We start from the raw sequence: 20,376 nt of genomic DNA, 5'->3' as shown, positions 1-20,376 counted from the left end.
CACCGGCCGGAGTCCATCCATGACGTCCCAGACCCCAGACAGCCACCGGCCGCGGGCCCCGCAGCCGCCGGCCCCGCGCGGCAAGGACCGGCCCTGGCTGATGCGCACCTATGCCGGCCACTCCAGCGCGGAGGCGTCCAACGAGCTCTACCGGCGCAATCTGGCCAAGGGCCAGACCGGTCTCTCGGTCGCCTTCGACCTGCCCACCCAGACCGGCTACGACCCGGACCATGTGCTGGCCCGCGGCGAGGTCGGCCGGGTCGGGGTGCCGGTCGCCCACCTCGGCGACATGCGCAGGCTCTTCCACGGCATCCCGCTGGAGCGGATGAACACCTCGATGACCATCAACGCCACGGCCATGTGGCTGCTGGCCCTCTACCAGGTGGTCGCCGAGGAGCAGGGCGCCGAGGCGGCGAAGCTGTCCGGCACCACCCAGAACGACATCGTCAAGGAGTACCTCTCCCGCGGCACCCATGTCTTCCCGCCCGGGCCCTCGCTGCGGCTGACCACCGACACCATCGCCTACACGGTGGCGCGTCTGCCGCGCTGGAACCCGATCAACATCTGCAGCTACCACCTCCAGGAGGCCGGGGCCACCCCGGTCCAGGAGATCGCCTACGCCATGGCCACCGCCGTGGCGGTGCTGGACGCGGTACGCGACTGCGGCCAGGTGGCGCCGGAGCGGATGGGCGAGGTGGTGGGCCGGATCTCCTTCTTCGTCAACGCGGGCGTCCGCTTCGTCGAGGAGATGTGCAAGATGCGGGCCTTCACCCGCATCTGGGACCACCTCACCGCCAAGCGCTACGGCATCACCGATCCCCGGCAGCGCCGCTTCCGCTACGGGGTGCAGGTCAACTCCCTCGGGCTGACCGAGGCCCAGCCGGAGAACAACGTCCAGCGGATCGTGCTGGAGATGCTGGCCGTCACCCTCTCCCGGGACGCCCGGGCCCGCGCCGTGCAGCTGCCGGCCTGGAACGAGGCCCTGGGCCTGCCCCGCCCCTGGGACCAGCAGTGGTCGCTGCGCATCCAGCAGGTGCTGGCCGAGGAGAGCGATCTGCTGGAGTACGACGACCTGTTCGCCGGCTCCCATGTGGTGGAGGGCAAGACCGCCGAGCTGACCGACGCCGCGCTGGCCGAGATGGCCCGGATCGAGGAGATGGGCGGCGCCCTGGAGGCGGTGGCATCCGGCTATCTCAAGTCCCAGCTCGTGGCCTCGCACGCCCGCCGCCGGGCCCGGATCGAGGCGGGCGAGGAGCGGATCGTGGGGGTGAACTGCCACCAGGCCACCGAGCCCTCCCCGCTCACCGCCGACCTGGACACCGCGATCATGACCGTGGACCCGGACAACGAGGCCCGGGTGGTGGCGGCGCTCGGCCGCTGGCGGGACGAGCGGGACGAGCAGCGGGTCCGGCGGGCGCTGGGCGCGCTGAAGCAGACCGCGGCCGGCACCGGCAATCTGATGCCGGCCACCCTGGAATGCGCCCGCGCCGGGGTCACCACCGGCGAATGGGCCTGGGCGCTGCGCGAGGTGTTCGGCGAGTACCGGGCGCCCACCGGGGTCGGCGGCGCGCCGCTCGCGGTCGCCGCCGCGGACGGCCCGGCGCTGGCCGCGGTGCGCCGCAAGGCGGAGCTGACCGCCCGGGAGCTGGGCGTCGGCAAGCTGCGGCTGCTGGTCGGCAAGCCCGGCCTGGACGGCCACAGCAACGGCGCCGAGCAGATCGCGGTCCGCGCCCGGGACTGCGGGCTGGAGGTGGTCTACCAGGGCATCCGGCTCACTCCCGGCCAGATCGTGTCCGCGGCCGTGGACGAGGACGTGCACTGCGTGGGGCTGTCCATCCTCTCCGGCTCGCACGGCGAGCTGGTCCCGGAGATCCTGCGCCGGCTGCGGGACGCGGGCGCCGGCGACATCCCGGTGGTCGTGGGCGGCATCATCCCGGCGGCCGACGCCAGGGAACTGCGGGACGCCGGAGTGGCGGCCGTGTTCACCCCCAAGGACTTCGGTATCACCGGGATCATCGGCCGTATCGTCGACGCGATCCGGTCCGCGCACCGGCTCGACCCGCTGGAGGTTCCCGCATGACCGCGGAGAACACCGCCCCGCGCGGCCCGGCCGGCCCCGCCGGACCGGCGGCGTCGTCGGCCGGCCGCTCCCCCGTCCCCTCAGCCGTTCCTGGAGGAACCCGCATGACCGCCGCCGACCTGCCCGCCGCCGCGCCGAACCGGCTGCGCCCGCGCCGCTCCTGCCTGGCCGTGCCGGGCAGCAATCCGCGTTTCCTGGAGAAGGCCCAGGGGCTGCCCGCCGACCAGGTCTTCCTGGACCTGGAGGACGCCTGCGCGCCGCTGGCCAAGGAGGGCGCCCGGCACACCGTGGTCAAGGCGCTCAACGAGGGCGACTGGACGGGCAGAACCCGGGTGGTGCGGGTCAACGACTGGACCACCCACTGGACCTACCGGGACGTGATCACGGTGGTCGAGGGCGCGGGCCAGAACCTGGACTGCATCATGCTGCCCAAGGTGCAGGACGACCGGCAGATCACCGCCCTGGACCTGCTGCTCACCCAGATCGAGAAGACCATGGGATTCGAGGTGGGCCGGATCGGCATCGAGGCGCAGATCGAGAACGCCCGCGGCCTGGTGAACGTGGACGCCATCGCCGCCGCCTCGCCCCGGCTGGAGACCATCATCTTCGGCCCCGCCGACTTCATGGCCTCCATCAGCATGAAGTCACTGGTGGTGGGCGAGCAGCCGCCCGGCTACCCGGCCGACGCCTACCACTACATCCTGATGCGCATCCTGATGGCCGCCCGGGCGCACGGCCTCCAGGCCATCGACGGCCCCTACCTCCAGATCCGCAACACCGACGGCTTCCGGGCGGTGGCCGGGCGGGCCGCGGCGCTGGGCTTCGACGGCAAGTGGGTGCTGCACCCCGGCCAGATCGACATCGCCAACGAGGTCTACTCGCCCTCCCAGGAGGACTACGACCACGCCGAGCTGATCCTCGACGCCTACGCGTACTTCACCTCCGAGGAGGGCGGCAAGAAGGGCTCGGCGATGCTCGGCGACGAGATGATCGACGAGGCCAGCCGCAAGATGGCCCTGGTCGTCGCGGGCAAGGGCCGGGCCGCCGGCCTGGCCCGCACCTCGACGTTCGAGCCCCCCGCCGCCTGACCCCGCCGCCTTCCCACCCATGGAGCCCGCCATGCAGTTCGGCCGCACCTACGAAGAGTTCACCGTCGGGGACGTGTACAGGCACTGGCCCGGCAAGACCGTCACCGAGTACGACGACCACCTGTTCTGTCTGCTCACCATGAACCACCACCCGCTGCACCTGGACGCGCACTACGCGGAGTCCAGCACGGACTTCGGCCGCAATGTGGTGGTCGGCAACTACATCTACTCCCTGCTGCTGGGCATGTCCGTGCCGGACGTCTCCGGCAAGGCGATCGCCAATCTGGAGATCGAGTCGCTCCGGCATGTGGCCCCGACCTTCCACGGCGACACCGTCTACGGCGAGACCACCGTGCTCGACAAGACGCCGTCGCGGTCCAAGCCGGACCGCGGCATCGTCCACGTCGAGACCCGCGGCTACAAGCAGGACTCCACCCTGGTGTGCGTCTTCCGCCGCCGGGTGATGGTGCCCACCGCCGCGTACCTCAGGGAACGCGGCGGCGAGCAGCCCGGCCGCCCGGCGCCGAAGGGAGCGCAGTGAGATGGGGCGTCTGGCACAGACCGAGGGCCTGACCGGGATCCAGCGGGAGATCCTGGCCACCGTCCGGTCCTTTGTCGACAAGGAGATCATTCCGGTCGCCACCGAGCTGGAGCACCGGGACGAATACCCCGGCGACATCGTGGCGGGCCTGAAGGAGCTGGGCGTCTTCGGCCTGATGATCCCCGAGGAGTACGGCGGGCTGGGCGAGTCGCTGCTCACCTACGCGCTGTGCGTGGAGGAGATAGCCCGCGGCTGGATGTCGGTCTCCGGCATCATCAACACCCACTTCATCGTCGCCTACCTGCTGCGGCAGCACGGCACCGAGGAGCAGAAGAACCACTTTCTGCCCAGGATGGCCACCGGGGAGATCCGCGGCGCCTTCTCCATGTCCGAGCCCGCGCTGGGCTCGGACGTCTCCGCCATCACCTCCAAGGGGGTGCTCGACCCGGCGACCGGCGACTTCCTGCTCACCGGCCAGAAGATGTGGCTGACCAACGGCGGCTCGGCCAATCTGGTCGCGGTGCTCTGCCGCACCGACGAGGGCCACCCCGAGTCCGCCGCGCCGCACAAGTCGATGACCACCTTCCTGGTGGAGAAGGAGCCCGGCTTCGGCGAGGTCCGGCCCGGTCTGACCATCCCCGGCAAGATCGACAAGATGGGCTACAAGGGCGTCGACACCACCGAGCTGATCATGGACGGCCTGCGCATCCCCGCCGACCGGGTGCTCGGCGGCCCGGAACACGGCCGGGGCCGCGGCTTCTACCAGATGATGGACGGCGTCGAGGTCGGCCGGGTCAATGTCGCGGCCCGCGGCTGCGGTGTGGCGCAGCGCGCCTTCGAGCTGGCCGTGGACTACGCCCAGCAGCGCCACACCTTCGGCAAGCCGATCGCCCAGCACCAGGCCGTCCAGTTCCGGCTGGCCGAGATGGCGGTCCAGGTGGAGGCCGCGCACGCGCTGATGGTCGGCGCCGCCCGGAAGAAGGACTCCGGGCAGCGCAACGACCTGGAGGCCGGCATGGCCAAATATCTCGCCTCCGAGTACTGCAAGGAGGTCGTGGAGAGCGCCTTCCGGATCCACGGCGGCTACGGCTACTCCAAGGAGTACGAGATCGAGCGGCTCTACCGCGAGGCGCCCATGCTGCTCATCGGCGAGGGCACGGCCGAGATCCAGAAGATGATCATCGGCCGCCGGCTGCTGGAGGAGTACCGCTCCGCGGGCTGAGCCCTCCGCACCCTCGGCCGCCGCCGCGGTCATCGGTCCCGGGCCGTCCGGCCCGGGACCGATGACGGAATGATCACAGCTCGGCCAGGACTTAGGACCTTGACCGGCCGATCAGCTTGCCGGGCCACCGTCTTGTGCCGATAGCATTCGGATGGCCGCACCGTCTTTCAGGGTCCGGCTTCCCCCGCTACGAAGGTCTTCCATGCCCCACCGCTCCCTCCCCGAGCCCCGCGGCCGTGTGCGCCTCGCGCGTGGTGCCTCTCCGTGGCTGCTGCCGACCGTCGTCACCGCAGCCGTCTCCCTCGCCCGGTCCCGGCGCTCCCCCCGCTGGGCCGCCGCCGCCGTACCCGCGACGGCGCTCGCCGCCGGCATGCTGTGGTTCTTCCGCGACCCGGAGCGCGAGATCGCCCCGGGCCGGGTGATCTCCCCCGCCGACGGCGTGGTGCAGTCGATCACCCCCTGGCCGGACGGCCGCACCCGGGTGGCGATCTTTATGAGCCCGCTCAATGTGCATGTCAACCGCGCCCCGGTGGCCGGCACGGTCACCTCGGTGGAGCACATCCCCGGGGGCTATGTGCCCGCCTTCAACAAGGAGAGCGAGTTCAACGAGCGGGTCGTCTGGCACTTCGACAGCGAGCTCGGGGACATCGAGATGATCCAGATCGCGGGCACCGTGGCCCGGCGGATCGTCCCCTACGTTCCCCGGGGCAGCAAGGTGGAGCAGGGCGAGCGGATCGGCCTGATCCGGTTCGGCTCCCGGGTCGACGTCTACCTGCCGGAGGGCGTCGAACCGGCCGTCTCCCTCCGTGAGCGCACCACCGCGGGGGTGACGCGCCTTGACCGTGACTGACCCCAAGGCGACCGCCGGCCGCGCCCCGGATCCGTCGGTCTGGGTCCCGGAGGCCGTCGCCGACGACGAGGACGACGACGACATGCCGCTGTCCCTGCGGCTGTCCATCGCCGACGCGCTGACCCTGGCCAACGCCACCTGCGGCTTTCTCGCCGTCTACTTCACCACCACCGGCGTGCTCATCCCCCACCTCACCAACAGCGGCGATGTGGGCGTGGTCCGGAACAACGCGGCCACCGCCGTACTGCTGATGCTGTGCGCCTCGGTCTTCGACCTGTTCGACGGCCTGGTGGCCCGCAAGCTGCGCAGCTCGGCCATGGGCGCGGAGCTGGACAACCTCTCCGACCTGGTCAGCTTCGGCCTGGCGCCGGCCTACTTCGTACTGGTCTGGGGGATGGTGGTGGGCGACGCCCACGAACCGCTCTCCGCCCTGGCCGCCACCGTCGTGCTGCTCGCGGTGGTGCTCCGCCTGGCGCGGTTCTCCTGCGTCTCCGTGCCCAGCGGCATCTTCCAGGGCATGCCCAGCCCCTTCGGCGCCCTGACGGTGGTCTCCATCGTCCTGCTGGAGCTCCCCTTCTTCCCGACCCTGCTGGCCATCCTGGGCGTGGCCTGGCTGATGGTGAGCCGGGTCGAGTACCCCAAGCCGCGCGGCCCGCTGGCCGTGGCCATGCTGGGCTGGATCGTGCTGGGCATGGGAATGCTGACGGCCTGGGCCTTCGACGCCCCGGGCGGCGAGCTGATGCTGCAGACCGGCTGCTCGATGCAGGTGGTGCTGGGCGCGGTGATCCCGCTCTTCGCCACCGCCCGCCGGGTCCACGCCTTCCGCGACCACCGCCGCGGGATCCGCGAATCCCGCACCGAAACCGCCGAGGCCCCCTCCCCCTCCCGCTCCTGAGCGCGCCGGGCGCCGCCCGCCAGGGGGCCTGCCCGACTCCGGGCAGGCCCCCTGCCATGTCCCGGGCCGTGCACACCGGCAAGGCGGTTCCCCCGAGGCGGTGCCACGGACGTCAACTACCGTTGACGCATGGACAGATACCAGACACCCGCGGCGCCGGCAGCCCTCGCACGGCACGGCGGCCGGTCATGACCGCCGAGGCGTTCCACGGCGACGAACGGCTCGCCGCCCGGCTCGGCGAACTGCTGGGCCGGCGCCATCCGGTCGCCGCGGCGGCCCTGGTCACCCCCCGGGGCACCACGACGGCGGTGCGCGGCGCGGATCCCGGCAGCGACTTCGAGATCGGTTCGGTCTCCAAGGGCGTCACCGGACTGCTGTACGCCGACGCGCTCGCGCGGGGCGAGATCGGCCCGGGCACGACGCTCGGCGAGGTGCTGCCGCTGGACGGCGCCCCCGCCGCGCGGGTGACGCTGGAGTCGCTGGCCACCCACCGGTCCGGCCTGCCCGGGCTGCCCAGGTCCGCACAGCCCCTGCGGCGCAGCATCGCCCTGTGGCGGCACGGCACCAACCCCTACCGCGAGGACCTCGGACAGCTCCTCGGCCAGGCCCGGGAGGTGCCGCTCCGCAGGCCGCGCCCCCGCTACTCCAACCTCGGGTTCGAACTGCTCGGCCACGCCCTCGCCCGGGCCGCCGGAACGACCTACGCGGAGCTGGTCCGGCGGCGCATCGCCATCCCGCTGGAGCTCGACTGCTGCTACGTCCCGGCCGCGCCGGACCAGCTCCGGCCCGGCGCGCTCACCGGCACCGGCCGACGGGGACGGCCGATGCAGCCCTGGACCGGCGAAGGGCTGGGACCGGCCGGCGGCATCCGGGCGACCATCGGCAGCATGGCCCGCCTCACCGCGGCGCTGCTCGACGGCAGCGCCCCGGGCGTCGCCGCGCTCGATCCGGTCGCCCGGTACCGCACGGTCACCCGGATCGGCGCCGCCTGGATCACGATCAAGGTCAGGGACCGGTCGGTCACCTGGCACAACGGCGGCACCGGTGGCTTCCGGTCCTGGCTCGGCCTCGACCGCGAGGCCGGCACCGGCCTGGTCATCCTCTCCGCCACCGCCGCGTCCGTCGACCGGCACGGCTTCGCCCTGCTGGCCGAGTACAGCGGCGGCAACGGCCCATGACGCCGGCCCGTGAGGCTCCGGCGGAAGTACGCCCATGCGCCGGAGCGGCAGTCAGTGGCCCCTTGTCCCGTCCTCGTCGCTGCCCGGCCCGCGATCGTCGTGCGTATGCTGCGCGGGTACGGTTCCCGCCTTCTGCCGCCTGCCGCGGCAGCGCTTCATCCTCCGGCCCGAGAGGACGGCATGCCGCCACAGCAGAACGAAGGCCCGCCCGGGACCGCGCCCCGCAACGGCCCGGGGGACGCCTCCCTGCCCATGGGAATCATCGCGCTGGTGGCCTCCGTGGTACCGGTTGTCGGAGACTTCGTCGCCGCACCGGCCGGGCTTCTCGCCGTCATCCTCGGCGCGGTGGGCGTCAGGCACAGTGAGCGGGGCGTGGCGACGAACTTCGCCGCCTCCCTCATCGGCGCCACCCTCGGCGCCCTGGCGCTGCTCATCGCCGTGCTCCTGGCCGCCGTGACCCGCTGAGCGGCCCTCGGCACGCCGGGCGGACGTCCCGGCCGGGCCGTCCTGTCCCGCGCCTGCCGCCCGCGGCCCGTCGACACGCGCTGCGCACACGCGCCGGAACGGCGGCCCGTCCCGGCGGACGAGGATCCCCGGCACGCCAGAGGCCGTGGCCCGGTGCTCCGCCATCAGGGGCGGGGCACCGGGCCACGGCGCTGCGGCCGGGGGGCTTCCGTCGTTACTCGCGGGGGAAGGAGCCGGCGATGTCGGAGACGGCGGCCTCGCGGTGCACGACCATGCCGCCCGGGGCGTCCGCGTCCGGCTTGAGGATCACCGTCTCCAGGGTGGAGGGGTTCGCCGGGTCGGAGAAGTCGTGGGTGACTCCCAGACCGGGGAAGCCGGACATGGTGCGCAGGGCCTCGGTCAGGCCCTCCCGGGTCAGCTTGCCGTTGTCACAGGCGAGGCGGGCGGCCTCGGTGATGATCTCGATGGCGTTGTAGCCCGCCAGCACACCGTTGTCCAGGGTGGCGTCCGGGTAGGCGGCCAGATAGCTGTCGGCGATGTCCTTCGCCGCCTCGTCGCCGATCGGCAGGGTGGAGGCCGCGATGTAGAAGTTGTTCAGCAGGGCCGGGGCCGCCTCGGTGGCCAGGAGCTGCGGGGCGAAGGCCGAGTTGTTGCCGATGATCGGCACATTCAGGCCGGCCGCCGCGGCGACGCCCGCGATGGAGGCGGCCTGGCGCGGGCCCGCGCTGATCACGATCGCCGACACGCCCTCCTGGGCCAGCGCGCTGACCTGCGCGGTCATGTCCTCGTCGGTCGGCTTGATCATCTGTCCGACCACGCTCATGCCGAGCTGCTCGGCCGCGTACTCGGCGCCCTCCAGGGCGTTCTCGCCGTAGTCGCCCTCGAAGTAGATCTGGCCGATCTTGTCGCCCTCGGCCAGCCCGTGCTCGCTGACCAGGAAGTCGATCGCGTTGATGGTCTCCACGTCGTAGGTGGCGCCGACCATCTGGATGTACGGGCTGCCCAGCAGGGAGGCGGTCCACGCCTGGGCCACGATCGGCACCATGTCGGTGCTGTCCACTTGGTCCTTGACGGCGGTGACATACGGCGAGCCGATGAACTGCGGGAAGGCGAGGACGTTCGGCTGGAGCTCGTTGTAGGCGGAGATCGCCTTCTCCGGGTCGTAGCCGTGGTCCCGGACCTCCAGGGCGAGCTCGCGCTCGCAGATGCCGCCGGCCCCGTTGATCTCCTCGACATACATCTGCTGGACCTGGGTGATGCTGGCGCCCAGCGTGGCGTAGGGGCCGGTCATGTCGGTCAGCGCGCCGAGGGTGATGGTGGTGTCGGTGACCCCCGCCCCGGTTTCGAGCTCGCCGCTTGCCCCGTCGCCCCCGCCGGAGCCGTTGTCGCCGCCGTCGTCCTCGGCCTTGCTGCTGCACGCCGTCAGGGCCAGCGCGAGGGCCGTGGCCGCGGCCACCGCCGAGGCGGGAAGTCTGCGGATTCTGCTCATGTCGGAACCTCCATGTTCCTGAGGACAAGTTGAGGGGTTCAAGAGGTCTTGGTCCGGCGCCGCGCCTGCCGGCGCATGCGCAGGACCAGGGGGAGCCGGACCAGACCCCCCGGGAGGAACAGCACCGCGGCCACCACTGCCGCTCCGTAGAGCAGTTCGGAGGCCTCACCCGGTGCGACACCGCCGGTTCCGGGTGCGGAGATCAGCGGCAGGGACTCGCTGTAGCGGGTCAGGATCTGCGGGATGAGGGTGACGAAGGCGGCGCCCAGCACCGCTCCGCCGACCGAGCCCAGACCGCCGATGACGATCATGGCCAGGTAGGTCAGGGCCAGGCTGATGCCGAAGTAGCCCGGCACGGTCCGCTGGAAGACCAGCGCCAACAGCACCCCGGCCAGCCCCGCGTACATCGAGGAGAGGACGAAGACCGCTCCCCGGTAGCGGGCCACCGGGATGCCCATCACACCGGCGGCGATCCGGTGGTCCCGGATGGCGTTCATGGCCCGGCCGGGGCGGGACTTCAGCACCCCGACGGCGAACAGCGCGCCGGCGGCCAGCAGCACCAGGCCCAGATACCAGAGCTTCTCCACGGCGGTGAACGGCACCCCGGCGACCAGCGTCTTCTCGTTGTCGAAGGACAGGCCCAGGAACTCCAGCACCGGGACCGGGCGGCCGTTGAACCCGCCGGTGAGGTCCTTGGCGTTGAACAGCACATGCTGGCCGATGAAGATCAGCGCCAGGGTGGCGATGCCCAGGTAGGCGCCGCGGAGCCGGCCGGCGATCGGGGAGAACAGGCCGCCCGCGACGCCCGCCAGCGCCACCGCCAGGACCATGGCCAGCAGCGGCGGCAGGCCCCAGCCCGTGGTGGTGCCGTCCGGATCGCCCGCGAAGAGGCAGTAGCCGTACGCGCCCACGGCCAGGAAGAACGAGTGGCCGAGGGAGAGCTGGCCGGTGGAGCCGGTCAGCAGGTTGAGCCCGATGGCGCCGATGGCGGCGGCCATGGCGAACAGCCCGGCGCGCAGCCAGAACGCCTCCGCGTAGAACGGCAGCGCCAGCAGGATCAGCGCCCCGGCGGCCGGCAGCAGCCGGCGCAGCCGGCGGTGCAGCCGGCCGCGGCCGGAGCCGGCCGGGGCGGGGCCGCCGGACGGGGCGGCGGAGGGCGGTGCGGCGGGTGCCGAGGGCGGCGGGTTTCCGGTCTTGGTCAGCGGTTCAGACACGGGACAGCTCCCTCGTTCCGAACAGGCCCGCCGGGCGGGCCAGCAGCACCAGCACCATCACCAGGTAGGGGGCGAGCTCGCCGATGCCGCTGCCCAGGAAGGACAGGTCGTTCTGGTAGCCGGTGGCCATGGCCTCGGTGATGCCCACCACCAGTCCGCCGACCAGCGCGCCGGTGGTGGAGTCCAGACCGCCGATGATGGCGGCCGGGAACGCCTTCAGGGCGACCAGTCCGGTGTCCCGGTCCAGGCCGGTGGTGGGGAAGACGGACAGGAACAGCGCCGCCACCGCGGCCAGCGCGCCGGCCACCGCCCAGGCGGAGGCCGAGACCCAGCCCAGCCGGATGCCCATCAGCGCGGCGGTCTCCCGGTGCTCGGCGGCGGCCCGCATGGACACCCCCCAGGAGGTGAAGCGGAAGGCCAGCAGGAAGATGCCGATCAGCGCCGCCGCGGTGATCAGGGCGGCCACCCGGGTCTGCGGGATGGTGAGCGAGCCGAGTTCGATCAGCCTGCTGCCCCAGGGGTCCCGGTAGCTGAAGATGTCCGGCCCGATCTGCCGGGCCAGTTCGGTGAGCAGCACGATGTCCAGGCCGATGGTGACGATCGCCAGCACACTGTGGTCCCGGCCCCGGTAACGCCGGATGACCAGGAACTCCAGTGCCACGCCGAGCAGCGCGGCGGCCACCACGCCGGCCAGCAGGGCGAGCCAGAACGGCATGTGCTCGCGGGCCTGCACGGCCGCGTAGCCGCCGGCCAGCAGCAGCGAGGCGTGGGCGAAGTTCACCACCTCGGTGGACTTGAAGATGATCACAAAGCCGAGGGCGATCAGCGCGTACACCGACCCCAGCGAGACTCCGATGATCAGCAGTTCGGAGAAGACGGTCATCAGGCCGCTCCTGTGTCGTTCGGGCCGGCGGAGGGGCCGCCGAATGAGGACGCGGGGTCGCCGTCCCCGTCGGAGCCCAGGTAGGCGCGGGCCACTTCGGGGTCGTTCTGGACGTCTTCCGGGGTGCCCTCGGCGATCTTCCGGCCGAAGTCCAGGACGGTCACGCTGTCCGCGAGCCGCATCACCACTCCCATGTCGTGTTCCACCAGCAGCACCGAGATGCCGAGGTTCTCCCGGACCGAGGAGATGACCGCGGCGGCGTGGCGCCGCTCCTCCGGCGTCATGCCGGCGATCGGCTCGTCCAGCAGCAGCACCTCCGGCTCCATGCACAGCGCCCGGCCCAGCTCGACGAGCTTCTGCAGGCCGTAGGGCAGCACTCCGGCCGGGAAGCCGAGGTGCTTCTCCAGCCCCAGGAAGGCGGCGATCTCCCGCATCCGCTCCCGGTGCCGGGCCTCCTCGCGGCGGGCCGCGGGCAGCCGCAGCCCGGCGCCGAGGAATCCGGTGCGGGTGAGCCGGTGCCGGCCGACCATCAGGGTGTCGGCCACGCTGCTGTGCTCGGAGAGCGCCAGATTCTGGAAGGTGCGGGCCACGCCCAGCGCGGCGATCCGCTCCGGTGCCATCCGGGTCAGCTCGTGCGTGCCGAGCCGGACGCTGCCCTCGGTGGCCCGGTAGACACCGGAGAGCACGTTGAAGCAGGTCGACTTGCCGGCCCCGTTGGGGCCGATGACGGCGTGGATGGAGCCGGGTTCGACGGTGAAGGAGACCTTGTCCAGGGCGGTCAGGCCGGCGAACCGCACGGTCAGCCCGCTCACCGTCAGCGGCGGCGGGCCGGAGCCGGCCGCCCGGGCGGTCTTCGCCCGGGCCTCCGGGGCGGCATCCGGGGTGCTGTGGGTACCGGTCATGCGGACCACCTGCGCAGGGTCGGCGGGGCGCCGTCGGCATGTGCCGCGAAGACCGCGGCCCCGGCCGCGGTGTCCTCGCTGCCGGCCTCGTGGCCGACGCCCAGATAGCGGCGGCGCACCTCGTCGCTGGCGGCCAGTTCGGAGGCGGTGCCGGACAGCGCCACCGCGCCGTTCTCCAGCACCACCGCGTGGGTGGCCACCTTCAGCGCCAGCGCGGCGTTCTGTTCCACCAGGAGCACCGAGGTGCCCTGGGAGTTGATCTCGCGGACGGTGTCCGCGATCCGGGCGGCCATCATCGGCGCCAGGCCGAGCGAGGGCTCGTCCAGCAGCAGCAGCCGGGGCGCGGCCATCAGCGCCCTGCCCATGGCCAGCATCTGCTGCTCGCCGCCGGACAGCAGCCCGGCCCGCTGCCGGGCGCGTTCGGCCAGCACCGGGAAGAGCTCCAGCACGCGTTCCCTGGCCCGGCGTTCGGCGGCCCGGCCGCCGGCGGCGCCGAGCGATCCGGCGCGCAGATTGTCCGCCACGGTCATCCGGGCGAAGACCTGCCTGCCCTCGGGCACCTGCACAATCCCGGCGGCCACGATGCGGGCGGGGGCCCGGCCGTCCAGCCGCCGCCCGCCGAATTCGACGGTGCCGGCCGTGATCGCGCCGCCGTGGAACCGCAGGGTCCCGGATATCGCGCGGAGCAGTGTCGACTTACCGGCTCCGTTGCCGCCGAGGACGGCGGTCACGGCGCCCTCGGGCACCTCCACGGTGACTCCGGACAGCGCGCGCACCGGGCCGTATCCGGCGCTCAGCCCTTGCACGCGCAGTGCGGCGGCTCCCATCGGCACCCCCTTCCATGAGCGTTCACGGGGCGCCCGCGTCGGCGCCCTCGACCTGCTGTGCGCCACACCCCAGCACCGCCGCCGCCCCCCGGTCCATGCCCGGCCGCCGAATCGCTGCGGATGACCAATGAGTAATGAGCGGCACTGTGCAGCGGCACAGCGGGCAGTGCCGCTGCACAGCCGGCCGCCCGCGCGGCGGGCGGACACCGCCGTCCCGGGCGGGCCGCAGGGCACAAGGTCACAAGGCCCTCCGCGGCCCGCCCGGGGGCCGCGCCGGGCGCGGCCGGGGCCGGCCGCGGGGCTCTGGACTGAGCGCCCGCTTTGTGCGCAGCGCACCACCGGGCCGCCCGCCGCCGGGGGTGTGGCCGCCGGGAGCGGTGTCAGTCGGGCGTAGCACAATGGGCGGCATGGAGCTGACGAAGAAGGGACACGCCTGCGTCCGGATCTCCGAGGGCGGGCGCACCCTGGTGATCGACCCCGGCGCGTTCGGCGAGCCGGACGCGGCGGCCGGGGCGGACGTGCTGCTGGTGACCCACGAGCACCCGGACCACTTCGACGAGGGCCGGCTGCGCGCCGCGCTGGAGGCCCGCCCGGGCACCGAGCTGTGGACGCTGCGCAGCGTGGCCGAGCGGATGGCCCCGGCCTTCCCCGGCCGGGTGCACACGGTGGGCCGGGGGGACACCTTCACCGCGGCCGGCTTCGAGGTGGAGGTGCACGGCGAGCTGCACGCCGTGATCCACCCGGATCTGCCCCGGATCACCAATGTCGGTTATGTGGTGCGGTCCCCGGGAAGCCCCGCCGGGCCGGTGTTCCACCCCGGGGACGCGCTGACCGTGCCCGGCCGCCCGGTGGACACCCTGCTGCTGCCGGTGCACGCGCCGTGGAACAAGTTCTCCGAGGTTGTGGAGTATGTGCGGGAGGTGGCCCCGCGGCGGGCGCTGGCCGTGCACGACGGCCTGCTCAGCGAGACGGGCCTGCTCATCTACGGGCGCAACTTCGGCCCCCAGGGCCCGGGCACCGGCGGCGCCGAGTACGCCCGGCTGGCGCCCGGCGAGTCCCTGGCCCTCTGACCGCCCGCCCCGTCCTCCCTCCCGTCACCCCGCCTGCCCCGCCACCACCGAGCCGCGAGCCGCCGGAGAGTCCCATGCGCATCGCCACCTGGAACGTCAACTCGATCACTGTGCGGCTGCCCAGGCTGCTGGCCTGGCTGGAGAGCAGCGGCACCGATGTGCTCTGCGTGCAGGAGCTGAAGTGCGGGCCGGAGACCTTTCCCGGCGCCGCGCTGCGCGATCTGGGGTATGAGTCCGCGGTCAACGCCGGCGGCCGGTGGAACGGCGTGGCCGTCTTCTCCCGGGTGGGCCTGAGCGAGGTGGTGCCGGGCCTGCCGGGCGGCCCCTCCTTCGAGGGCGCGGTCGAGCCGCGGGCGGTCAGCGCGGTGTGCGGCGGGGTCAAGGTGTGGTCCGTCTATGTGCCCAACGGCCGCGAGGTGGGTCATCCGCACTACGCCTACAAGCTGGAATGGCTCGCCGCCCTGCGGGACGCGGTGGCGGCGGACGCGGCCGGCGAGACCCCGTTCGCGGTGCTGGGCGACTTCAACATCGCCCCGGAGGACGCCGATGTGTACGACATCGCCGCCTTCGAGGGCGCCACGCACATCACCCCGGCCGAGCGCGCGGCACTGACGGAGCTGCAGCGCACGGGCCTGTCGGATCTGATGCCGCGCCCGCTGAAGTACGACCGCCCCTTCACCTACTGGGACTACCGCCGGCTCTGCTTCCCCAAGAACCGCGGCATGCGGATCGATCTGGTCTATGCCAACGCGGCGTTCCGGGGCGCGGTCAAGGACGCCTATGTGGACCGCGAGGAGCGCAAGGGCAAGGGTGCCTCGGACCATGCCCCGGTGGTGGTCGATCTGGACCGCTGAGTGCGCCGGGGGCGTGCCTGCCGGAAAAAGCACACAACTGTCCCCGGACAGCGACGCGCCTGTGTACCGCTCGACCCCGGGGAGTGCCACCCTGAGAGGTATGAAGCTCCCGTTTCTGGACATCTGGCGCCCGGACCGCCGGCGTGGCGGCCTCCTTCCCGCGCCCACGGACGCCTGGGCGGATCCGGAGGGGGTGGCGGAGCTGCTCGCCGAGTGCGAACTGCTGCGCGCCCGCTCGGGATCGGCCGGGGTGCTGCTGGACGACTCCCCCGGTTCCCTGGAGGAGCTGGACCAGCTGCTGCCCCGCTGGCGGGACGATCCGGAGGAGCTGCCCTGGCTGGGCAATGACGCCGGGCTGTATCTGGGGACGGTCCTGGTGCGCACCCTGCCGGGGGCGCACTGGGCGCGCGGCCCGGACGGCGGCCCGGTGGTGGAACTGGCCTCCGGCCGGGCGGTGGACGCGGTCGGCGCCGGGCACCAGTGGGCCGACGACGGCAGCCCCGAGCTGTCCCGGGTCTACGCCGAGGCCGCGGAGATCTGAACCGGCCGGGCCCGCTCAGTCCTTGCCGGCGCCCTTGACCGCGCCCGCGCCCTTGCCCGCCGGGGCGGCGGTCCTGGGACGGGCGGCGGTGGCCTGCCGGGTGACATCCCCGACCAGCTCCACCACATCGGGCCCGTAGGCCTGGGAGTTGACCACCCGCAGCAGCAGCACGAAATTGCCGCCGTTGCCGTGCCGGCGGGCCAGCCGGGTGTGGTGCTTCGCCAGATAGCGGGAGGCCGCCTGGTGGGTGACCGACCGCTGGCCGCAGATCAGGAAGACCGGCCGCGCCTCCTGCCCGGCGGTGAGCCGGGCCAGCAGCACATGCTCCACCGAGCCGTTCTCCAGCCGGTAGCGCTCGGTGCCGATCAGGAAGGCGCCCCGGTCCGGTCCGGGTGAGGTGTCGGTGTTGACGGAGATGCCCGGCAGCAGCGAGTGCAGATGGGCCGCCATCCGGCGGTTGGCCATCGGCCCGCCGATGCAGAACTCGGTGCGTTCGCCGAAGCCCTGGCGGGCGGCCTCACCCGATATCACCTGGGCGTGCGCGTGACAGTTCTTCACCACCGCGGCCAGCTCCAGCAGGGCGAAGACGTCGTTGCGGGCCACGGCGGCGTCCGCGCCGGAGTCCCGGCTCACCACCAGCAGGCATTCGGAGTTGTCCGGCAGGCCGTAGAAGCGCTGGTTGCGGCGGAGCGCGCGGTCGGTGGCCCAGGACCGCAGGAACCAGCCCAGCACTGCGGAGGCCGCGGCGGTCGCGGCGACGGCGATCACAAGAGTGGAGGCGTCTTCCATGGCGGGTGACCCTACCGGCGGCCCGCGTGCGGATACGAGTCCTGAACGGTCCTGGTTCGGTCACCGTTCCACCACGTTCCCCCACCCGCATGCGCTCCGCGCCCCCCTGTTCCGGCCGCCCCGGGGCGGCCGGTGCCGAGATGCGGCGCCTCGGCGGACGGCGATGGCGCACCCGGCGCCCGCGGCCGGCCCGCGCGCCCCGGCCACCCCACTCACACCAAGGGGAACCGGCCCCGCTCACGTGATCAACCTCACCGCGCCCGCGGCCTGCCGGCGCCGGCCCGGCCCGGCCGCACGCCGCCGGCCTGCACGGATGCGCCCGGCGCCGCATTACCGCCCGGAAGGCGGGGCAGTATAGAGCTCCACCGCCTCTCATGGCAGAAGGACAGGCAAAGCCGTCCCAACTGTCAACTCCCCGGCTATACGCTACGGGGAGGTGGCCGCCGCGCTTTCCCCGGCGGGGCCTGGCCAGCCCCCGCCGTCCTGCCGTAAAACGGTCGTACGGTCACATTCCACACCCGGCCGTCCCAGCCACACCCCCGCCACACCCAGCCATACCGTCATTGACCGCACCATGGATCAACCGGGCAGCGAGCCGTAGAGCGCCGAAAGGGGTTCGCCCAGTGACAGATCCGGACCGGACGGGCCGACAAGCGGTCCCGGACGGCACCGCGCGGGACGCACGCACGCCCGTGCGCACCCTGGAACGGGAGAACGAGCTTCTTGCGGTGCGCGCCGCGCTGGCGGAACTGACCGGACCGCCCGGCCAGGGCCCGGTCCCGAGCGGGCCGCGCCGCGGCGGCCTGCTCGCCTTCACCGGCCCCGCCGGCGTGGGCAAGACCACCATGCTCGCGCATGTCCGCTCGCTGGCCGACGAGCGCGGCTGCGTCACCCTCTCCGCCCGTGGCGGCGAGCGGGAGCAGCACATGGCCTTCCATGTGCTGCGCCAGCTCTTCCAGCCGCTGCTGGCCCGCTGCTCGCTCCAGGAGCGCAGGGCCCTGCTGGGCGACTGGTACGAGATCGTCGGCCCCACGCTCGGCCTGCTGCCCTCCGGCGCCGGCCCGGCGCCCGACCCGCAGGGTGTGCGGGACGGCCTGGACTGGGTGGTCACCCATCTCGCCAGCCGGCGCGGACCCCTGGTGCTGCTGGTCGACGACGCCCACTGGGCGGATGCCGAATCGCTGGGCTGGCTGTCCGGGTTCGCCTCCCGGACGGAGGATCTGACCCTGCTGATCGCGGTGGCCTACCGGCAGGACGAACTCCCGGAGCAGGCCGCCGCCCTGGGCGAGGTGCTGGAACGCACCCCGCAGCGCCCGATGGACCTGGCGCCGCTCACCCCGGTCGGCATCGCCCAGGTGATGCGGGAGGCGCTGACCGGCTCGCAGGCGGACGTCGAGCCGGACGACGAGTTCTGCCGCGAGGCATGGGTGGTCACCGCCGGACTGCCGTTCCGCGCCGTGGAGCTGGCGGCCAAGGTGCGCGACCGCAGGCTGGTGCCCCGGGAGGAGAACATCCCGGTGCTGCGGGACATGGCCGCCGCCCTCCAGGACAGCGGCCTGGCCGACCAGCTCCAGCGGATGAGCTCCCAGGCCGCCCGGCTGGCCTGGGCGGTGGCCGTGCTGGGCACCGAGGCGCCGGAGGAGCTGGCCGCCTCGCTGGCCGGGCTGGGCCCGGCCGATGTGCCCGGGGCCGTCGAGGAGCTGCGCACCGGACGCATCCTCAAGCACGCCGAGACCCTGGAGTTCCAGCACCCGCTGGTGGCCACCGCGGTCTACCGGGCCATTCCCGCCGGGATGCAGGTGGCCATGCACGGCGAGGCCGCCTGGGAGCTGGTGGCGGCCGGGCACGGCGCCACCTCCGCCGCCCGGCATCTGCTGGAGACCCAGCCGGAGGGCGACGAGTGGGTGGCCGGCCAGTTGCTGGAGGCGGCCCGGGAGTACGTCCGGGCGGGCGCGCCCGAATCGGCCCGCCGCTGCCTGGAGCGCGCCCTGCGCGAGGACCCGCCGCCGCCGCTGCGCGCCGTGGTGCTCTACGAGCTGGGCGCCCCGGCGCTGCTCCGCGACCCGGTGGTCACCGTCAATCATCTGCGGAACGCGCTGGCCGAGCCGGGCCTGGACCCGGATCTGCGGGTGCGGATCGTCATCCGGCTGGCCCGGGCCCTGTCGCACTGCGACATGCCGGCCGAGGCCGCCCGGCTGATGGCGGAGGAGGCCCGGGACGCCACGGATTCCCGGATCCGGCTGCGGCTGCACACCGAGCACTTCATGCAGGCGGTGTTCACCTCGGACGACGAGAAGGCCCCGGCCCGCTCCCGGTGGCTGGCCCAGCTGGCACACCGGCTGCCCGGCCGCGACCGCACCGAACGGTATCTGTTCGGGCTGCGTGCCTGGGACGCCATGGTCCGCGGCGAACCCGCGGAGGTGGCCGTGGACTTTGCCGAGCGGGCGCTCGGCAGCGGACTGCGGTGGACCGACCAGGACTGGGGTTTCGAGGTCCCGTCGCTGGTGGCCCTCACCTTCCTCTACTGCGACCGGGTCGACACCGCCGAGCAGATGTACTCGGACGGGATAGCGGAGTACGAGCGGCAGGGCTGGCGCGGCGTCCATCTGTCCCTGGGCTACACCCTGCTGGGATACATCCGGTTCCGCCGGGGGCGGCTGGCCGACGGCGAGGACTTCGTGCGCGCCGGTCTCCGGCTGGCCGACCGCACCGGGACCAGGACGCACGCCCACTGGTACGCGGTCGGCGCGCTGATCGAGATCCTCATCGCCCGCGGCCGGATCGCCACCGCGGGAGAGCTCGGCGTCCGTCACGGGTTCTGCGGGCCGTTCCCCTCGGCGGTCACCATCCCCGACGCGCGCACCGTGCACGGGGAGCTGCTGCTGGCCCAGGGCATGCACAAGGAAGCGGCCGAGGATCTGGCCGAGGTGGGCCGGCGGCTGGACACCCGTGGCATGCACAACACCGTCTGGTGTCCCTGGCTGCCCGCTCTGGCGCTGGCGACCAAGGCCACCGACGAGGTCCGCGCACGGGAGCTGGCCGAGGACGCCCTGCGCCGCGCCCAGCGGTTCGGAACCGCCACCGCCAAGGGAGAGGCGCTGCTCATGGCGGCACGGATGTCCGACGATCCGCGGGAGCGGGTCGATCTGCTGCGGAGTTCGGTGGCCGAATTCGAACGGTCCCCGGCGGAGCACGAATTCGCGGACGCACAGGTGGAGCTGGGCGCCGCGCTGCGCCGTTCCGGCCGGCCGCATCTGGCCGCCGACCACCTCTATCAGGGCGTTGAGCTGGCCACTCGGTGCGGAGCGGAGGCGGTGCTGGCCAAGGCGCGGGGCGAACTCCTCGGCGCGGGGCTGCGACCGCGGCGGCTGCGCGTTGTGCGGTAGACCGCCGTCCGCCGTCTCTCACGGTGCGGGCGCAGCACCATGCGCCCCGCGGCGCGCCAAGTTGTGGCCAAAGGTGTAACTCAGGGGCATCCCCAGGATTGT

General features: G+C 73.0%; 18 protein-coding genes. 12 read left to right on the top strand and 6 right to left on the bottom strand.

Annotated features, from left to right (window positions below; all coding sequences use genetic code 11):
* The first annotated feature begins 19 nt into the window (after positions 1 to 19).
* The 8 genes from BM242_RS08405 to BM242_RS08370 all read left to right on the top strand — a co-directional run bounded on the left by BM242_RS08405 (position 20) and on the right by BM242_RS08370 (position 8,319).
* Positions 20 to 2,080, top strand: coding sequence for a protein meaA (locus BM242_RS08405; protein WP_093838065.1), 2,061 nt, complete (start codon positions 20 to 22; stop codon positions 2,078 to 2,080).
* A gap of 104 nt (positions 2,081 to 2,184) precedes the next feature.
* Positions 2,185 to 3,168 (top strand): HpcH/HpaI aldolase/citrate lyase family protein, encoded by a 984-nt coding sequence (locus BM242_RS08400; protein WP_093838064.1) that lies wholly within the window; start codon positions 2,185 to 2,187, stop codon positions 3,166 to 3,168.
* Positions 3,169 to 3,199: 31 nt separating this feature from the next.
* Positions 3,200 to 3,709: a MaoC family dehydratase gene (locus tag BM242_RS08395; protein ID WP_093838063.1), complete on the top strand. Its 510-nt coding sequence runs from the start codon at positions 3,200 to 3,202 to the stop codon at positions 3,707 to 3,709.
* Position 3,710: 1 nt separating this feature from the next.
* Positions 3,711 to 4,931, top strand: coding sequence for an acyl-CoA dehydrogenase family protein (locus BM242_RS08390; protein ID WP_093838062.1), 1,221 nt, complete (start codon positions 3,711 to 3,713; stop codon positions 4,929 to 4,931).
* A gap of 202 nt (positions 4,932 to 5,133) precedes the next feature.
* Positions 5,134 to 5,781 carry a phosphatidylserine decarboxylase gene (locus BM242_RS08385; RefSeq protein WP_093838061.1) on the top strand — a complete coding sequence of 216 codons (648 nt, stop codon included), beginning with the start codon at positions 5,134 to 5,136 and terminating at the stop codon, positions 5,779 to 5,781.
* Entirely contained in the window at positions 5,768 to 6,676 is a 909-nt protein-coding gene (locus BM242_RS08380) for a CDP-alcohol phosphatidyltransferase family protein (protein WP_245833914.1), read from the top strand. Before BM242_RS08385 ends, BM242_RS08380 begins: the two co-directional genes overlap by 14 nt.
* Positions 6,677 to 6,864: 188 nt before the next feature.
* Positions 6,865 to 7,854 carry a serine hydrolase domain-containing protein gene (locus BM242_RS08375; protein WP_093838060.1) on the top strand — a complete coding sequence of 330 codons (990 nt, stop codon included), beginning with the start codon at positions 6,865 to 6,867 and terminating at the stop codon, positions 7,852 to 7,854.
* A 180-nt stretch (positions 7,855 to 8,034) separates the two neighbouring features.
* Positions 8,035 to 8,319, top strand: coding sequence for a hypothetical protein (locus tag BM242_RS08370; protein ID WP_093838059.1), 285 nt, complete (start codon positions 8,035 to 8,037; stop codon positions 8,317 to 8,319).
* A gap of 214 nt (positions 8,320 to 8,533) precedes the next feature.
* On the opposite strand, the gene BM242_RS08365 is transcribed toward BM242_RS08370, so the two are convergent.
* Genes BM242_RS08365 through BM242_RS08345 form a run of 5 tightly spaced genes read right to left on the bottom strand, consistent with a single transcriptional unit; the run spans position 8,534 to position 13,634 of the window.
* Positions 8,534 to 9,808: an ABC transporter substrate-binding protein gene (locus BM242_RS08365; RefSeq protein WP_093838058.1), complete on the bottom strand. Its 1,275-nt coding sequence runs from the start codon at positions 9,806 to 9,808 to the stop codon at positions 8,534 to 8,536.
* Positions 9,809 to 9,846: 38 nt separating this feature from the next.
* Entirely contained in the window at positions 9,847 to 11,022 is a 1,176-nt protein-coding gene (locus tag BM242_RS08360) for a branched-chain amino acid ABC transporter permease (protein WP_425443822.1), read from the bottom strand.
* Positions 11,015 to 11,905, bottom strand: coding sequence for a branched-chain amino acid ABC transporter permease (locus BM242_RS08355; protein WP_093838057.1), 891 nt, complete (start codon positions 11,903 to 11,905; stop codon positions 11,015 to 11,017). Before BM242_RS08355 ends, BM242_RS08360 begins: the two co-directional genes overlap by 8 nt.
* Positions 11,905 to 12,807, bottom strand: a complete 903-nt coding sequence (locus tag BM242_RS08350) for an ABC transporter ATP-binding protein (protein ID WP_093838056.1) — start codon at positions 12,805 to 12,807, stop codon at positions 11,905 to 11,907. Before BM242_RS08350 ends, BM242_RS08355 begins: the two co-directional genes overlap by 1 nt.
* Entirely contained in the window at positions 12,804 to 13,634 is an 831-nt protein-coding gene (locus BM242_RS08345; RefSeq protein ID WP_093838055.1) for an ABC transporter ATP-binding protein, read from the bottom strand. The genes BM242_RS08350 and BM242_RS08345 overlap by 4 nt, the downstream gene beginning before the upstream one ends.
* A 407-nt stretch (positions 13,635 to 14,041) precedes the next feature.
* Here BM242_RS08345 and BM242_RS08340 point away from each other — a divergent pair, with 407 nt between their 5' ends.
* The 3 genes from BM242_RS08340 to BM242_RS08330 all read left to right on the top strand — a co-directional run bounded on the left by BM242_RS08340 (position 14,042) and on the right by BM242_RS08330 (position 16,099).
* The gene (locus BM242_RS08340; RefSeq protein WP_093838263.1) at positions 14,042 to 14,704 is read left to right on the top strand and encodes an MBL fold metallo-hydrolase; all 663 of its coding nucleotides are present in this window, start codon (positions 14,042 to 14,044) and stop codon (positions 14,702 to 14,704) included.
* Between the two features lie 74 nt (positions 14,705 to 14,778).
* The gene (locus tag BM242_RS08335) at positions 14,779 to 15,558 is read left to right on the top strand and encodes an exodeoxyribonuclease III (RefSeq protein ID WP_093838054.1); all 780 of its coding nucleotides are present in this window, start codon (positions 14,779 to 14,781) and stop codon (positions 15,556 to 15,558) included.
* Between the two features lie 100 nt (positions 15,559 to 15,658).
* On the top strand, positions 15,659 to 16,099 hold the full coding sequence (locus BM242_RS08330) for a DUF6278 family protein (RefSeq protein WP_093838053.1): 441 nt from the start codon (positions 15,659 to 15,661) through the stop codon (positions 16,097 to 16,099).
* A 15-nt stretch (positions 16,100 to 16,114) separates the two neighbouring features.
* On the opposite strand, the gene BM242_RS08325 is transcribed toward BM242_RS08330, so the two are convergent.
* Positions 16,115 to 16,888, bottom strand: coding sequence for a hypothetical protein (locus tag BM242_RS08325; RefSeq protein WP_093838052.1), 774 nt, complete (start codon positions 16,886 to 16,888; stop codon positions 16,115 to 16,117).
* 623 nt (positions 16,889 to 17,511) lie between these two features.
* On the opposite strand from BM242_RS08325, the gene BM242_RS08320 reads away from it, so the two are divergent.
* The gene (locus BM242_RS08320) at positions 17,512 to 20,274 is read left to right on the top strand and encodes an ATP-binding protein (RefSeq protein ID WP_175541316.1); all 2,763 of its coding nucleotides are present in this window, start codon (positions 17,512 to 17,514) and stop codon (positions 20,272 to 20,274) included.
* The last annotated feature ends 102 nt before the right edge of the window (positions 20,275 to 20,376 follow it).

Origin of the sequence: Streptomyces aidingensis (genome assembly GCF_900112355.1) — a bacterium.
In the GTDB taxonomy this organism is placed as follows: Bacteria; Actinomycetota; Actinomycetes; order Streptomycetales; family Streptomycetaceae; genus Streptomyces; species Streptomyces aidingensis.
This window is presented reverse-complemented; position numbering and strand designations above follow the sequence as displayed.